The organism is Actinomyces sp. oral taxon 180 str. F0310, assembly GCF_000185285.1.
Classification (GTDB): domain Bacteria; phylum Actinomycetota; class Actinomycetes; order Actinomycetales; family Actinomycetaceae; genus Pauljensenia.
In genome coordinates this window covers 454,029-469,614 of sequence record NZ_GL622194.1, presented here as the reverse complement: position 1 = coordinate 469,614, position 15,586 = coordinate 454,029, and the positions used below count along the sequence as shown (strand labels likewise).

Annotated in this window: 15 protein-coding genes and 1 tRNA gene; 13 read left to right on the top strand and 3 right to left on the bottom strand. The window is 65.4% G+C overall.

What is annotated here, in order from left to right; translation table 11 throughout:
- Window positions 1-85 precede the first annotated feature (85 nt).
- The 11 genes from HMPREF9006_RS02070 to aspA all read left to right on the top strand — a co-directional run bounded on the left by HMPREF9006_RS02070 (window position 86) and on the right by aspA (window position 10,456).
- The gene (locus HMPREF9006_RS02070) at window positions 86-634 is read left to right on the top strand and encodes a DivIVA domain-containing protein (RefSeq protein ID WP_009211878.1); all 549 of its coding nucleotides are present in this window, start codon (window positions 86-88) and stop codon (window positions 632-634) included.
- Entirely contained in the window at window positions 634-1,905 is a 1,272-nt protein-coding gene (gene dxr / locus HMPREF9006_RS02065; RefSeq protein WP_009211877.1) for a 1-deoxy-D-xylulose-5-phosphate reductoisomerase, read from the top strand. The genes HMPREF9006_RS02070 and dxr overlap by 1 nt, the downstream gene beginning before the upstream one ends.
- A complete protein-coding gene (locus tag HMPREF9006_RS02060) occupies window positions 1,906-3,147 on the top strand; it encodes a M50 family metallopeptidase (protein ID WP_009211876.1) in 1,242 nt (413 codons plus the stop codon).
- 124 nt (window positions 3,148-3,271) lie between these two features.
- A complete protein-coding gene (gene ispG, locus HMPREF9006_RS02055; protein WP_009211875.1) occupies window positions 3,272-4,438 on the top strand; it encodes a flavodoxin-dependent (E)-4-hydroxy-3-methylbut-2-enyl-diphosphate synthase in 1,167 nt (388 codons plus the stop codon).
- Between the two features lie 36 nt (window positions 4,439-4,474).
- On the top strand, window positions 4,475-4,978 hold the full coding sequence (locus HMPREF9006_RS02050) for a hypothetical protein (RefSeq protein ID WP_009211874.1): 504 nt from the start codon (window positions 4,475-4,477) through the stop codon (window positions 4,976-4,978).
- A 104-nt stretch (window positions 4,979-5,082) separates the two neighbouring features.
- Window positions 5,083-5,502 (top strand): hypothetical protein, encoded by a 420-nt coding sequence (locus tag HMPREF9006_RS02045; RefSeq protein ID WP_009211873.1) that lies wholly within the window; start codon window positions 5,083-5,085, stop codon window positions 5,500-5,502.
- Between the two features lie 64 nt (window positions 5,503-5,566).
- Window positions 5,567-7,375 (top strand): proline--tRNA ligase, encoded by a 1,809-nt coding sequence (locus HMPREF9006_RS02040; protein ID WP_009211872.1) that lies wholly within the window; start codon window positions 5,567-5,569, stop codon window positions 7,373-7,375.
- Window position 7,376: 1 nt separating this feature from the next.
- Window positions 7,377-7,868 (top strand): peptide deformylase, encoded by a 492-nt coding sequence (def, locus tag HMPREF9006_RS02035; protein WP_009211871.1) that lies wholly within the window; start codon window positions 7,377-7,379, stop codon window positions 7,866-7,868.
- 171 nt (window positions 7,869-8,039) lie between these two features.
- A complete protein-coding gene (locus HMPREF9006_RS02030) occupies window positions 8,040-8,543 on the top strand; it encodes a DUF3145 domain-containing protein (RefSeq protein WP_009211870.1) in 504 nt (167 codons plus the stop codon).
- Window positions 8,543-8,908, top strand: coding sequence for a phosphopantetheine-binding protein (locus HMPREF9006_RS02025; protein WP_009211869.1), 366 nt, complete (start codon window positions 8,543-8,545; stop codon window positions 8,906-8,908). Before HMPREF9006_RS02030 ends, HMPREF9006_RS02025 begins: the two co-directional genes overlap by 1 nt.
- 135 nt (window positions 8,909-9,043) lie before the next feature.
- A complete protein-coding gene (gene aspA / locus HMPREF9006_RS02020; protein WP_034231942.1) occupies window positions 9,044-10,456 on the top strand; it encodes an aspartate ammonia-lyase in 1,413 nt (470 codons plus the stop codon).
- A 62-nt stretch (window positions 10,457-10,518) separates the two neighbouring features.
- On the opposite strand, the gene HMPREF9006_RS02015 is transcribed toward aspA, so the two are convergent.
- Both HMPREF9006_RS02015 and aceE read right to left on the bottom strand, forming a co-directional pair.
- Complete coding sequence (locus HMPREF9006_RS02015; RefSeq protein ID WP_009211867.1) at window positions 10,519-11,088, bottom strand: flavin reductase family protein; 570 nt, start codon at window positions 11,086-11,088, stop codon at window positions 10,519-10,521.
- Between the two features lie 203 nt (window positions 11,089-11,291).
- Window positions 11,292-14,036, bottom strand: a complete 2,745-nt coding sequence (aceE, locus tag HMPREF9006_RS02010; protein ID WP_034230854.1) for a pyruvate dehydrogenase (acetyl-transferring), homodimeric type — start codon at window positions 14,034-14,036, stop codon at window positions 11,292-11,294.
- A gap of 336 nt (window positions 14,037-14,372) precedes the next feature.
- Between aceE and HMPREF9006_RS02005 the strand changes: the two genes are divergently transcribed.
- Both HMPREF9006_RS02005 and HMPREF9006_RS02000 read left to right on the top strand, forming a co-directional pair.
- Window positions 14,373-14,774, top strand: a complete 402-nt coding sequence (locus HMPREF9006_RS02005) for a DUF3052 domain-containing protein (protein WP_009211865.1) — start codon at window positions 14,373-14,375, stop codon at window positions 14,772-14,774.
- Window positions 14,775-14,876: 102 nt separating this feature from the next.
- Window positions 14,877-14,950 (top strand) — tRNA-Val (locus HMPREF9006_RS02000).
- Between the two features lie 56 nt (window positions 14,951-15,006).
- Here the strand turns inward: HMPREF9006_RS02000 and HMPREF9006_RS10200 are convergent.
- The coding region (locus HMPREF9006_RS10200; RefSeq protein WP_156794420.1) for a tetratricopeptide repeat protein at window positions 15,007-15,586 on the bottom strand (580 nt) is incomplete at its 5' end.

Here is a 15,586-nt window from a genome sequence, read left to right as displayed (position 1 = left end):
CTACGCTATCGGGTAGCCTCTGGTTGGGGACTGCGGGCGCGGTCGATGAGTATCTTTGTGCCAGGACAGAGAATTAGGAGTAGTGATGACTGAGTTTCCTACGGTGAGTATCTTCTCGAAGGGCTATGACCGCGCTCAGGTTGACGCGTTCTTTGAAGATGCGCGGCGCGCGTACGAGGGTGGGGTTCCGCCCGAGCAATTCAGTGCCGAGCAGGTGCGCCTGGCGACGTTTGAGCTCAAGAGCCGGGGCTACAGCATCGACGCTGTTGACGGTGCGATGAATCGCCTTGAGGCTGCCTTCGTCAACCGGGATCGAGCGGATTCGGTCGCGGCCGACGGCGAGGCCGCCTGGTATGACCGAGTTGCCGACCGTGCGACCACCCTCTATCCCAGGCTCCAGAGACCGCGCGGTGAGCGCTTCTCTCACCCGACGTCGGGACGCGGGTACGCGTGCGAGGAGGTTGACGACCTGTTGGATCGTATCGCGGCCTACTTTGACGAGGCCGCAGAGTTGACCGCGGACGAGATCCGCCACGTGACCTTCCGTCCCAAGCGCGGCAAGAAGGCGTACGCGGAGGGGCCGGTGGATGCCTACCTGGGGCGTGCGGTCGAGATTCTTCTCGCGGTTGACTGATGAGTGATTCGTGCTCTCCTCACGGCGAAACGATCCCCGTCGTCCTGCTGGGCTCGACCGGATCGATAGGAACGCAGGCACGCGAGGTCATTGAGGCTCACCGCGGGCGCTTTGACGTCGTGGGCTTGAGCGCGGGCGGATCGACGCTGGGTGAGCTCGCCGCGCAGATTGTCGCGTTGAAACCGTCGTTCGTCGCGGTGGCGCGTGATGTGCGCAGCCAGCTGGAGGCGGCCGTGCGGGAGCTGGGGGCACGGTGCCCCGAGGTGTTCGTGGGCGCGCAGGCATCGGTCGAACTGGTGCGGGCGAGCGCCGAGCTCGTCGGCACCGACCCGGGTCGCCCTCGCCTCGTCGTTCTCAACGGTATCACCGGCGGCGTGGGACTGCCGGCGACGCTTGCGGCCCTGCAATGCGGAGCACGCCTGGCGCTGGCGAATAAGGAATCCCTGGTCGTGGGCGGAGCGCTCGTGCGGGACGCGATGCGTTTCCCGGGCCAGATCGTCCCCGTCGACTCCGAGCATTCGGCCATCGCGCAGGCGTTGGCGTCGGGCGTCCACGAGAAGGGGCTGACCTCGCCGCGTTTGTCGGGGCGTTCGGAGGTTGCGCAGATCGTCCTGACTGCGTCGGGTGGGCCCTTCCGCGGACGAAGCCGTGCCCAGCTGCGGGGCGTGCGTGCCGAACAGGCCCTCGCCCATCCGACGTGGCAGATGGGTCCGGTCGTCACGATCAACTCTTCGACGCTGGTCAACAAGGGGTTGGAACTCATCGAGGCACACCTCCTGTTCGACGTCGAGCCGAGCAACATCGTTGTGACGATTCACCCGCAGTCGATTGTTCACTCGATGGTTACCTGGCAGGACGGGGCGACGACGCTCCAGGCCTCACCTCCCGACATGCATCTGCCGATCGCGCTGGGGTTAACGTGGCCGGAACGCCTGGTCGGCGTTGAGGAACCGCTCACGTGGCGCGATGCGTCGTCGTGGACGTTCGAGCCGATTGATGCCGAGACGTTCCCGGCGCTCGAGCTGGCACGTTTCGCCGTGGGCGCGTCTGCGACCCACCCGGCTGTCCTCAATGCGGCAAACGAGGTCCTCGTCGACGCGTTCTTGGCCGGTGCTGTCCCGTGGCTCGCGATCGTCGACACGGTGTCGGCGGTTCTCCAGGAGCACGAGGGAGTTGCCGCCCCCTCGCTTGATGACATTGTGGCGGCGCAAGAGTGGGCGGTTCGTCGCGCACACGAAGTGGTGCGCGCTGGCCGATGGAAGGATATGTGAGTGGGTTCGGTTTTGGGCATCGTCGTTATCGTTGTCGGCATTCTCGCCTCGGTGGCGCTGCACGAGCTGGGACACATGATTCCCGCGAAGACGTTCGGCGTGCTCGTCCCCGATTACGCGGTGGGTTTCGGTCCGGCCCTGTGGAAGAAGAAGATCGGGGAGACCACCTACGCGCTGCGTGCCATCTTGTTGGGCGGATACGTCAAGATCATCGGCATGTATGCCCCCGCCCGTGCGGGCACGCGCCTGGTGGGGCGTAGCGGTAAGCCGACGCTCGCCCAGGAGGCTCGGCAGGGCTCCGCGGAGGAGATCCCAGCGGGGCAGGAGTCGCGCGCCTTCTACCTGCTGAGCGCGCCGAAGAAGATCGCCGTCATGCTGGGCGGGCCCCTCATGAACCTGCTGATCTGCGTCGTGCTCTCGGCCGTCACCATGATGGGAATTGGCGCACCCACTCCGTCGCGTACGATCGCCGATGTGCCGACGACGGTGAGCACGCCGGGCGGCGAACTGGCGTCGCCGGCGCATGAGGCCGGGGTTCTGCCCGGCGACACCGTCGCGGCGTGGAACGGCACGCCCGTGTCCTCCTTCTCCCAGTTGCAGCAGCTGATCGGAGCGACCCCCGAGGGCGAGGCCGGCGTCCTCAGCGTCGAGCGCGAGGGAACACGCCTTGACCTGACTCTCACCCCGGTGACGGGGGCAAGCGGCGGACGCATCGTGGGGATTACGGCCGGTTACGAGTACGTATCAGCGTCGGTGGGCGAGGTAGCGAGCGCGAACTGGCAGATGTTGACCGGCACGCTCGCGGTTGTCGGCAGGTTGCCGGTGGCCGTGTGGGAGGTTGGTCGCTCGGTGTTCACTGATGCGCCGAGGGATGCCTCTGGTGTCGTCTCCGTCGTCGGTGTGGGGCGCTTGGCCGGGGAGGTGACGGGGGATTCCCAGGCGTTGGGCCTGCGCGATACCCGCCAGGTCGTGGCCGTCCTGTTGAGCCTGTTGGCCTCGCTCAATATGGCGCTCTTCGTTTTCAACCTGATCCCCCTGCCGCCCCTGGACGGAGGACACATCGTGGGCGCGCTCTTCGAGGGAGCGCGGCGCCAGGTGGCGCGCCTGCGAGGCGCGAGCGACCCCGGGCCCGCGGACACCGCTCGTCTGGTGCCCCTGACGTGGGCGGTTGGCTCCCTCCTGGTGGCCATGAGCGTGATCCTCATCGTCGCTGATATCGTCAAGCCGATTAGCCTGGGCTGATCGGGTGGCGTCCGGCCGGACGTGGCGGGGCGCGAAAGCGACTCTGACCACGTGATCGTTGTCCGCGTGGGACTGTTCGTCCCGTGTGCGCGATAATGGGCCGGTGAGTGAAATCAATCTTGGTATGCCCGGCGCCTCTTCGGCTCCCTTCCCGCGCAAGCCCACGCGCCAGATCATGGTCGGCGACACGCCTGTGGGTGGAGGCGCTGCGGTGTCGGTGCAGTCGATGACGACGACGAAGACGCACGACATCGGTGCGACCCTGCAGCAGATCGCCGAACTAACGGCCGCCGGCTGCGACATTGTTCGCGTGGCTTGCCCGACCGATAAGGATGCCGATGCGTTGGCGGTCATCGCCAAGCAGTCGCGCATCCCCGTCATCGCCGACATTCACTTCAAGCCGAAGTACGTGTTCCAGGCGATCGAGGCCGGCTGCGGTGCCGTCCGGGTCAACCCCGGCAACATCCGTCGCTTTGACGATCAGGTGAAGGACATCTGCAAGGCCGCCTCCGACCACGGAACGTCCCTGAGGATCGGGGTCAACGCGGGGTCTTTGGACCCGCGCCTGCTCAAGAAGTACGGTCGCGCGACTCCCGAGGCCTTGGTGGAGTCGGCGATCTGGGAGGCCTCCCTCTTCGAAGAGAATGACTTTCATGACTTCAAGATTTCCGTGAAGCATCACGATGTTCTGACGATGATCCAGGCCTATCGAATGCTGTCCGAGGCGGGGGACTGGCCGCTTCACCTGGGCGTGACTGAGGCGGGGCCGGCTTTCCAGGGGACCATCAAGTCGGTGTCGGCCTTCTCGATTCTCCTCGCGGAGGGCATCGGTGACACCATTCGCGTCTCGCTGTCGGCCCCTCCCGTGGAGGAAGTCAAGGTGGGCACGAAGATGCTCGAGTTCATGGGCCTGCGCGACAAGACGCTCGAGATCGTCTCCTGCCCGTCGTGCGGACGGGCGCAGGTAGATGTGTGGACGCTCGCCGAAGAAGTCACCGAAGGCCTGAAGGACCTGACGGTTCCGTTGCGGGTCGCCGTCATGGGCTGCGTCGTCAACGGCCCCGGCGAGGCTCGCGAGGCCGACCTTGGCGTGGCCTCGGGTAACGGCAAGGGCCAGATCTTCATTCGCGGCGAGGTCGTGGAGACCGTCCCCGAGGACCAGATCGTGGAGACCCTTATCAGGCGCGCGGGCGCCCTCGCCGAAGAACTCGGATTGGAACCCGGTTCGGGTAGCGTCGAGGTCGCTCCGGTGAGCGCCCCCCAGGCCAAGCTCCCCGGAATCGACTTCTGAGCCTGCGTCGTCACCCTCGAAGAAAAGGAGCGCAGCATGCGCATTCAGACTCTCGTTGGACTCTCCCTCGTCGCGGGCGCGTGCGCGCTGGCCGCTTCGGGCTTTCCGCGTCGGATCGGCCTGACCGCCTCGCAGGCAGACGTGTCTCTCCCGGGTGACCTGATCCTGCCCGGAGCCAACGTTGTCGTTGACCGAGGGGTGGCGATCGATGCTCCCTCGTCCGTGGTGTGGGACGTGCTGGGGCGCGCCTTCGAACCCGACGACGAGTCGACGATCATCGAGATCCGCGATGAGGATTACATCCTCATGCGCGTCGCGCCGCCCGCCTCCCCGCAGGGCACGCCGGCGTCGGGCACCTGCGTGATCGCCTTGCTTCCCCTCTCGCCGGGCCGCACGCTCGTCCACATCCGAGAACGCCACGAGGTCAGCGGGCGCGAGCGCGCGCTCGTGTGGGCGGGAGTGAGTGCCGAGTCGGCCTCATCGTGGTCGATGCTGCGCGATCTGCGCGACGCCTGTGTGGCGGGCGTCGTCGACGCCTGAGACCGTTTCTTCCGCTCGAATGGACATCATCCCGGGGCGATGCTGTAGTATCGGTGGGTACGCAACGCCAACGGGGATGTTGCTCTCGTCCGAAGGGGGATGGAATGGTCACCAGCTCGACCGCGCCGCTCATCGTTGTGGGATTGTCGATCGCATTCCTGTGGGCGTGGGCGTGGTGCGGGGTGGGAGCCAGCGCGCGGCGGATGTCTCTTCGTCTTGAGCTTTCCGGCGGCGACGCGCCCGGGGAAGTGTTCCGTGTCGTGTGGCCTCTCATGCCCTTCCTGTCGGTCAGCTGGTTCGTGGTAGCCGACATCGTGGGGCGCGAAGCGCGCGGCCTTGACGTGCTGGGTTCGTGCGCGATCCTCGTCTCTATCTTCGCGCTCATGACCCTCCTGGCGATTCAGTCGCTCTACCTGGGTGGGCTTCCTGAGTGGGCCTACCCGGGGTGGATGGCTCGCCGCTACTACCGTGCGCATCCCCAGGCGCGCGAGGCCGAGCTCGGTTCGGTGGCCGACGTGGCCTAGGGGCTGCTTCCCGCGTCGGTGGTGCCACTCGCCCAGCGGGCGCGAAGTAACGTACTCTTGGACCATGCTTCGAAATCTCTCGACTTTCTTCCTGCGAACCCTGCGCGAGGACCCGGCGGACGCCGAGGTTAACTCCCATAAGCTCCTGGTTCGCGCCGGTTACATTCGCCGCACCGCTCCGGGCATCTACACGTGGCTTCCTCTCGGCCTGCGCACGCTGCGCAAGATCGAGGACATCGTGCGTGAAGAAATGGATGCGATGGGCGCGCAGGAGGTTCACTTTCCGGGCCTGATCCCCGCTGAGCCCTACAAGGCAACGAACCGTTGGGAGGAGTACGGGCCGACGCTGTTTAAGCTGGAGGACCGCAAGGGCGGCGACTACCTGCTGGCGCCGACCCACGAGGAGATGTTTACCCTCCTCGTCAAGGACATGTTCTCCTCGTACAAGGATTTGCCGACAACGCTGTATCAGATCCAGACGAAGTACCGCGACGAGGCGCGCCCGCGCGCCGGGTTGATTCGCGGACGCGAGTTCGTCATGAAGGACGCCTACTCCTTCGACGTCACCGAGGTCGGCCTCGACGCTTCCTACCAGGCCGAACGCGACACCTACGAGCGCATCTTCACCCGCCTGGGCCTGCGCTACGTCATTGTCTCTGCGATGAGCGGCGCCATGGGCGGCTCGCGGTCGGAGGAGTTCCTTCACCCCTCGCCCATCGGTGAGGACACCTTCGTCGCCTCCCCGGGCGGCTACGCTGCAAACGCCGAGGCGGTGACCACGGTCGCACCCGATGCGGTGGATGCCTCCGGCGTGCCGTCTCCACTCGAGGTGCCCACGCCCGACGCGCCGACGATCGAGTCGCTGGTTGACCTGCTCAACGCCGAGCATCCGCGCGAAGACCGCCCGTGGCAGGCGGCCGATACTCTTAAGAACGTGGTGCTCACGCTGACCCACCCCGACGGTAAGCGCGAGCTTCTTGTCGTGGGTATCCCCGGAGATCGCGACATTGACATGAAACGGCTCGAGGCCTCTGTCGCCCCGGCCGAGGTTGACATGGCCACCGACAGTGACTTCGCGGGGCACCCCGAGCTGGTCCGCGGCTACATCGGCCCCCAGGTGCTGGGGCCGAACTCCCCAGCGCGCACGGTGGATTCAGAAGGAAACACCAGCGGTAGCGTGCGCTATCTCGTGGACCCGCGAGTGGTCGAGGGAACCGTGTGGGTGACCGGTGCGAACGCCGACAAGCGCCACGTCCTGAACCTGGTGATGGGCCGCGACTTCGCAGCCGACGGCACGATCGAGGCCGCTGAGGTCCGCGAGGGCGATCCGGCCCCCGACGGATCGGGTCCCCTCCACCTCGAGCGTGGCATCGAGATCGGCCACATCTTCCAGCTCGGACGCAAGTACGCGCAGGCCCTGGGGCTGACGGTGCTGGACGAGTGTGGCAAGACGCAGGTGGTGACGATGGGCTCCTATGGCATCGGTGTCACCCGCGTGATGGCGGCCCTCGCGGAGGCCAACTGCGACGAGCGCGGCCTGAGCTGGCCCGCCCAGATTGCCCCCTTCGACGTGCACGTTCTCGCCACCGGCAAGGGGGAGGAGGTGTTCGCTACCGCCGCGTCTCTGGGGGATGAGCTCGACGTAGCGGGACTGGATGTCCTCGTTGATGATCGGCGCAAGGTGAGCGCCGGGGTGAAGTTCAAGGACTTCGAGCTGGTGGGCATTCCCTTCGGCCTCGTGGTCGGACGGTCCCTGGCCGACGGAAAGGTCGAGATTCGCGTGCGGGCCACGGGTGAGACGATCGTCGTGCCGGTCGAGGAAGCCGCCGCGCGACTGCGCGAGCTCCACGGCGCGGCCGTGAAGGGAGAATGAGATGGCTATTCGTCCGATTCGCATCATCGGAGATCCAGTGTTGCGCACCGTGTGTGATCCGATCACGGAGATCACCCCGTCCGTGAAAGCTCTCGTTGAGGATCTCCTCGAGGGAGTCGACATGGAGGGGCGCGCCGGGCTCGCGGCCAATCAGATCGGTGTCAGCCTGCGCGCCTTCTCCTGGAACATCGACGGAGATATTGGCTACGTGCTCAACCCCCGCATCGTGGCGCTGAGCGAGGACGAGTACCAGGATGGGGACGAGGGATGTCTCTCGGTTCCCGACCTGTGGTACCCGACCAAGCGCTCGTGGTACGCCCGCTGCGAGGGAACGGACCTGGACGGCAAGAAGGTTGTCGTCGAAGGTGAGGAGCTGATGGCGCGTTGCATCCAGCACGAGTGCGATCACCTTGATGGTCACATCTACATCGACAGGCTCGACCGGCCGACGCGGAAGAAGGCGCTGCGCGATATTCGCGCGGCAGGTTTCTGAGGCGGCGGTCGCGCCATCACGTGAGCGCGCCGGGGTATTGCAGTGCATTGCCCGGCGCGTTCGTCTATCCTGTAAGCACATCGCACGTGTTGTCGACGGACCGCTCGGCGCCTCCGGTTGCTGGTTAGGACGTAGGGGAAGACGATCCTGAACAAGCAAACAGGAGGAACAATGAGAGGGACATACACCCGCGGTGTACTTTTCGTGCACTCAACACCGCCCGCTCTGTGCCCGCACATCGAGTGGGCGCTGGGCACCGCGCTCGGCCAGGAGGTTCACCTCCAGTGGTCGGATCAGGAGGCGGCGCCGGGCATGGTTCGCTGCGAGTTCTCGTGGGTCGGACCCATCGGCTCGGGCGCCCGTTTGGCGTCCGCTCTGCGAGGATGGGAGCACCTGCGCTACGAGGTGACGGAAGAGGCCACGGCATCGAGTGACGGCGGCCGCTGGTGCCACACTCCCTCGCTGGGCATCTTCCACTCCCAGATGGACACGGCGGGCAACGCCGTCGTGCCCGAAGACAGGGTTCGTGCTGCCCTGGAGGCGGCATCGTCCTACGAGGAGCTGCGCGAGGGATTGAACCTTGCGCTGGGGCAGGCCTGGGACGACGAGCTCGAGTCCTTCCGCTACGCCGGCGTCGGTGCGCCGGTTCGCTGGCTCAACAACCGGGTGGGCTGATGGGGTCCATCGCCGATCTTCTCGGCGATCAGCTGCGCGCGGGCTTAGCGCAGCTGGCCGACGCCGAGGCTCCTCCCGAGGACGACGCACCCTCCTCGGGAGGCGAGAGCGCGTCGGATGCCTCCGAGAGGGCGCGCATCATCGCGATGGAGGCCGCGGCCGACGAGGCCGAGATCGATCCGGCGCGCGTGAGGGGACGGGACAGCCTGCGCGGCGATCTTGACCTCGATGACATCTCCCTCTACGCTCTCGTGGCGCGCATCGAACGCGAGGCGAAGGTGACGCTCGCGGACGCCGAGGTCGAGACGTGGGTGAGCCTGTCGGACCTGTTGGACTCCGTGTCCGAAGCCGCTTCCAATAGCTAGCGAAAGAGCGCGTTAGGGAAGTATCAACGACGTCTCCAATGTTCGTAAAGTGCCGTAATGTCGGGTCTGCCGGGCCTACCATGGAGGCGCATCGCCCGGAACGGACCGGGGAGCGAACTCATGGAAGGAACGATGGTGACCCGCACCGAAGAAGATCTGCTCGGGACCCGCGACGTACCCGATGACGCGTACTGGGGCATTCACACGCTGCGAGCGATCGAGAACTATCAGATCTCCGGACACACGATCAACGAGGCACCCGAGTTGATTCGCGCCTTCGCCCAGGTGAAGAAGGCTTGCGCGATGGCGAACATGCAGCTCAAGGCCATGAAGCCCGCCAAGGCGGAGGCGATCATTGCCGCCTGCGACGAGATCATCGAGGGCGGCAAGTGCATGGACCAGTTCCCCGTCGACCAGTTCCAGGGGGGCGCCGGGACCTCGGTGAACATGAACGCCAACGAGGTGATCGCGAATCTGGCGCTGGAGATCCTGGGGGAGGACAAGGGACGCTACGACATCATCAATCCGAACGATCACGTGAACCGTTCGCAGTCCACGAACGACGCCTACCCGACGGCCTTTCGCATCGCGCTGTGGCGCAAAGTCAACCGCCTGCGCAAGGCGCTGGATGAGCTGGCGGATGCGTTTGACGAGAAGGGAAGCGAGTTCCGCGACGTGCTGACGATGGGGCGCACGCAGCTCCAGGACGCGGTCCCCATGTCCCTGGGCGGCGAGTTCACTGCCTTCGGGCACACCCTGCGCGAGGAGGATGAGCGCCTGGTGAACAACGCGGAGCTCCTCCTGGAAACCAACCTGGGGGCCACCGCGATCGGGACCGGCCTCAACACGCCGGATGGCTATCAGGAGGTCGTCGTGCGCTACCTGCGTCGTATCACGGGCGCGCGCGTGGTGGCCTCTCCGAACCTCCTGGAGGCGACGTCGGACACGGGGGCGTACGTGTCGATGCACGCCACGATCAAGCGCAGCGCGGTGAAGCTGTCAAAGATCTGCAACGACCTGCGACTGCTCGCGTCGGGTCCGCGCGCGGGCCTCAACGAAATCAACCTGCCGAAGATGGCGGCAGGCTCCTCGATCATGCCGGCGAAGGTCAACCCGGTGATCCCCGAAGTCGTCAATCAGGTGTGCTTCAAAGTGATCGGCAACGATCAGACGGTCACGGCCGCCGCGGAGGCCGGTCAGCTGCAGCTCAACGTGATGGAGCCGGTGATCGCCCAAGCCCTCATCGAGTCGATCAATCTGCTGGTCAACGCGTGCGACACGCTGCGTGAGCGCTGCATCAACGGGATCACGGCAAATGCGCAGGTGTGCCGCGCCTACGTGGAGAACTCGATCGGCATCGTCACCTACTTCAACGACGTGATCGGCCACCACCTCGGCGACGTGGTCGGTAAGCGGGCTGCGGCGGAAGGCAAGACGATCCGCGAGGTCATCCACGACATGGAACTCCTGTCGGAGGAGGAGGTGGAGCGGATTCTTTCCCCGGAAAACCTGGCCCACCCCAAGTATGCGGGCACCGAGGAAGAGTAGGCGAAGCACGGATGGGGCCGGGGAGACCACGCAGGAATCCCCGGCCGTCGCCATAGCGGATGCTAGGGGAGGAGCGAGTCCTTGAAGGGGCGCACGAACCTGCCGAAACGCTCCACCCGGTCTGAGAAGTACCGGTAGATGCGCCTGCGCGCATCGCCCACGTACTCGACGGTGTGCAGGTCCTCGTAGCGGAAGCGACCGTTCTCGTCGATGAGGGCAGGGGTGACCAGCCGCTGGATGATCTCGCAGCGAAAATGCGTGTAGCTGCCGTCATCCGTGGCTTCCAGGACACGGCACAGCAGGCTCATCTGAGAATCGTCGAGCACGGGGATGCCGTCGTGGTCGCTTGATGCGACGCGCGTATCGGCGAGCTTGTTCCCGCCCGAAACTGTACCCGCGTACTCGTACAAGCCCATGGCCTCGGCGCCGAAGAGGTTGAGCGAGCAGACGCCGGAGCGCTTGATCGAGCGGGCGGCGTGCGTCGTCGAGTCACAGCCGATCATGACCATCTGTCCCAGCGAGTACGAGGATGATCCCGTCGTGATGCCGACGCCGACGGCTTCGTCCGGGTAGGCCAGGATGTAGACGGGAAAGCCGTAGTAGAACTTCTCGGTGTCATAAGGTAGGTGCATGCCTCCATTGTGCGCCCCACCGGGCATGCGGGCCGAGGCTGAGCCGCGTGTCGGGGGCGGCCCTGGTGACAGCTCGTCGCTTTGCCCGCGATACGGCCGTCCCACGTCTCGGCGATGCGACGAGGCCGGGGACCCCGCGTGGGGACCCCCGGCCTCGCTACGTGGCTAGTTCCGCGAATGGAGGGACGCGGCCCTAGCGTCTCCTACTCCTCGCCGGCGTGGTCGTTGCCCTGGATGGCGTAGTTGAACAGGTCGTACTTGGCGATTGCCTGCTCAACGAGAGAGGGATCGATCTGCCCGGAGTCGGCGAGAGCGGCGAGCGTGCGAACGACCATCGACTCGGCATCGATGTGGAACCAGCGGCGGGCGGCCCGGCGCGTGTCGGAGAAGCCGAATCCGTCGGCGCCCAAGACGTGGTAGTCTCCGGGCACCCACTGGCGGATCAGGTCGGGGAGCATGCGGTCGAAGTCCGAGGACGCGACGAACGGGCCCTCGCGCCCGGCGAGCTTGGCCGACACGAAGGGGGTGCGGCGCGGCTCGGAGGGGTGCAGGTAGTTGTGCTCGTCGGCTTCGAGGCCGTCGCGGCGCAGCTCGTCCCACGAGGTCACGGACCACACGGCGGCGTCCACGCCCCAGTCGCGGGCCAGCAGCTCGCGGGCCTCGCGTGCCCACGGCACGCCCACACCGGAGGCGAGGAGCTGCGCCTTGGGACCACCGAAGTTCTGGTGCTCGTCAAGGTTGTAAATGCCCTTGACGATCCCCTCAACGTCCACGTTCTCAGGCTCTGCAGGTTGGCGGATGGGCTCGTTGTACACGGTGATGTAGTACATGACGTTCGGGTCACGTCCGCCGGCGTCGCCGTACATGCGCTGCAGCCCATCGGACACGATGTGGCGGATCTCGTAGGCGTAGGCGGGGTCGTAGGACACGAAGGCGTGGTTGGTGGCCGCCAGAACCGGGGAGTGGCCATCCATGTGCTGCAGGCCCTCGCCGGCGAGCGTCGTGCGGCCCGCGGTCGCGCCGATGACAAAGCCCTTGGTCAGCTGGTCGCCGGCCGCCCAGAACTGGTCGCCGGTGCGCTGGAAGCCGAACATCGAGTAGAAGATGTAGATCGGCACCATCGGCAGGTCGTGCGTGGAGTAGGCGGTGCCAACGACCTGGAATGCCGCGGCTGATCCGGCCTCGGCGATGCCGGTGTGCATGATGCGGCCCTGCTCGGACTCGCGGTAGGAGAGCATCATGTCGGCGTCAACGGGCGTGTAGGACTGGCCGGTCGTGTTGAAGATCTTCGCCGACGGGAAGATCGCGTCGAGGCCGAAGGTGCGCGCCTCGTCGGGGATGATGGGCACGAAGTACTTGCCGACCTCCTTGTCCTTCATGATGTCCTTGATGAGGCGCACGAGCGCCATCGTGGTGGCGACCTCGAGCTTGCCCGATCCCTTGGACAGTGCCTCGAAGGGGCGGGTCGGGAGGGCGGGGAGTTTGGGCTGACGCTCGGGGCGACGCTCAGGCACCCAGCCGCCGAGGATCTCGCGGCGCTCCTTCATGTACTGCAGGGCCGGGTGGTCGGCCGGCGGCATGTAGTAGGGAGGCTGGTAGGGATCGCGCTCGAGCTCCTCGTCCGTGATCGGGATCTGGAGGCGGTCGCGCAGCTGCTTGGCGTCCTCGAGGGTCAGCTTCTTCATCTGGTGCGTGGAGTTGCGTCCCGCGAAGTGGCTGCCCAGCGCGTAGCCCTTGATGGTGTGGGCGAGGATGACGGTGGGTTGGCCCGTGTGCTCCGTAGCGGCCTTGTACGCCGCGTAGACCTTGCGGTAGTCGTGGCCGCCGCGCTTGAGCTCCCAGATCTGCTCGTCCGTCCAGTTCTTCACCATCTCCTTGGTGCGCGGGTCGCGACCGAAGAAGTGCTCACGCACGTACGCGCCGTCGTTGGCCTTAAAGGTCTGGTAGTCGCCGTCCAGGGTGTCGTTCATGAGGTGAACGAGAGCGTCGTCCTTGTCGGCGGCGAGCAGCTGGTCCCAGCCGCGTCCCCAGATGACCTTGATGACGTTCCAGCCCGCACCCTTGAAGAAGGCCTCAAGCTCCTGGATGATCTTGCCGTTGCCACGCACGGGGCCGTCGAGGCGCTGCAGGTTGCAGTTGATGACAAAGGTCAGGTTGTCGAGGCGCTGCTGGGCCGCGAGCTGCAGCATGCCGCGCGACTCGGGTTCGTCCATCTCACCGTCGCCGATGAACACCCACGTGTGCTGCTGCGAGGTGTCCTTGATGCCGTTCATGAACAGGTAGCGGTCGAACCAGGCCTGGTAGATACCTTCCGCGGGACCCAAGCCGAGGGAGACCGTGGGGTACTCCCAGAAGTGGTCGAGCTGGCGAGGGTGCGGATAGGAGGGCAGGCCGTGGGCGGTGGACACCTGCTGACGGAAGCCGTCCATCTGTTCTTCGGAGAGACGACCTTCGAGGAAGGCGCGCGCGTAGGGGCCGGGGGAGGCGTGACCCTGGAAGAACACGTGATCGCCGCCGCCGGGGTGGTCCTTGCCGCGGAAGAAGTGGTTGAGGCCGACCTCGTAGAGGGTGGCAACCGAGGCGTAGGAGGAGATGTGTCCGCCGACCTTGACGCCGGGGCGCTGGGCGCGCGTGACCTGCACGGCGGCGTTCCAGCGGATCCAGCGGCGGTACTCGCGCTCCATGGCTTCGTCGCCGGGGAAGTAAGGCTCCTGATCAACGCTGATCGTGTTGACGTAGGGGGTCGTGTACTCCTGGGGGAGCTGAACGCCGTTGCGCCGGGCCTCATCAAGCATATGCAGCAGGATGTAGCGCGCGCGGGGACCGCCCTTTTCGTTGATGAGTCCGGACAGGGACTCGACCCATTCGGCGGTCTCCTGGGGGTCGTTGTCGGGAACCTGGGGGACCAGCCCGTTGACGACGGGGTGGAACTCGTGGAGTTGGCTCACGGTGTACCTTCTCGCTTGACTCGGTGCTGCTGGCGCAGCCTGCGTGGGCGGTGCCCTGTGGCGACACCGCACATATCGGGACCATTGTCCCACTATTGGCGGTGCTGTGCGAGCGATTTGCGTGGCCGCGCACTATGACGTGCGTATCACCGAGGCGCGTGCACCTAAAGGATTGGGCGCGGTGGCTCGGTAAACCTGCTGGTCAGCCTCCTTCGCCCGCATCGTTGCCTCGTTGAGAGGCGCCCCTTGCGTTTGATGGTGCCTCATGCCCTAGGATGAAGGCGTGAACGTTGATATGACACTGAGCTTCGGCTCCATGAGGGGCGGTGCTGCACGATGGCAGTGAGCCTGGGTTTTGCTTCCGGCGCGATCGTGCAGGAGTTTTACGTCGATGACGACGTGGACCGCTCGATTCGCGACTCCGTTGAGGCTGAGACCGGCCAGGCCCTGGTCGATGTGGACTACGGCGACGTGGTGGACGGGGCGATCGTGTGGTGGAGGGCCGAGGACGCCGAGGAGGAGGACCTGGCGGACGTCCTGGTGGATGCCATGAGCAACCTGGACGACGGGGGGCTGATCTGGGTGCTGATCCCCAAGGCGGGTCGCCCCAATTCCGTGCGCGTGGGAGACGTGGAGGAGGCCGCGGGGATCGCTGGCCTGCACGCGACGACCTCAACGGCGCTGGGGCAGAACTGGGCGGGGGTGCGCCTGACCGCGCGTCCGCGTTCGCGCCGCTAGTATCACCAACGAGGCCTCGGCGCGGCAGCGCTGTCCTGTGCCGTGTCGCTCGGCCTCGGATATGACCGTGCGCGGTGCTTCTGGTAGATTGGCGCGTGCGTGGGGCCTTTAGCTCAGTTGGCTAGAGCGTCTGGTTTACACCCAGAAGGTCATCGGTTCGAGCCCGGTAGGGCCCACAAACGGCTGGGGCCGGAAGCGACAAGCTTCCGGCCCCAACGCGTGTGCTTGTCTGCTAGTCCGGTCGTGGATCTCCTTCCGATGGATCCAGCTTATTCCGGGCTGCAGCGATGCTTGCGCGTAATTTGGTGACAGAAGGATTGTTAGGGTCTAGAACCGTGAGGCAGTCGGAGAGGAATCCATCGAATACCTCGATCGCTTTTGCGACCATTTTCGCTGACTCATATGCGCGTGCAAGGGCAATTCGAGTGTTAAGTGTGACAGCATCATGTGCACCCCGATGACGGGTGTGATCATCAAGAAGTTCCTCGTATAATATGATTGCTTCTGCATGGCGACCAGCCGCTTGGAGTGTGACTGCAAGATTGTTCCGTGAGGCGATAGTATCGAGATGGTACCTGCCTATGATACGGCTCCGATGGTGAACCACCCTCTGGAAGAAGGTGAGAGCTTCATCGATGCGTCCCGCGTCTTGATATGCGCCTGCAAGATTCGCAAGAGCAATATACGTATGGGGGTGATCTTCACCCAGGATACTAAGGCAATCGGCGCTAACTTGTTCATACAAGGTGATTGCTTCATCGATCCGTTCCGCGTCTTGCAGAGCTCCGGCAAGATTGTTGCATGTTGCTAGC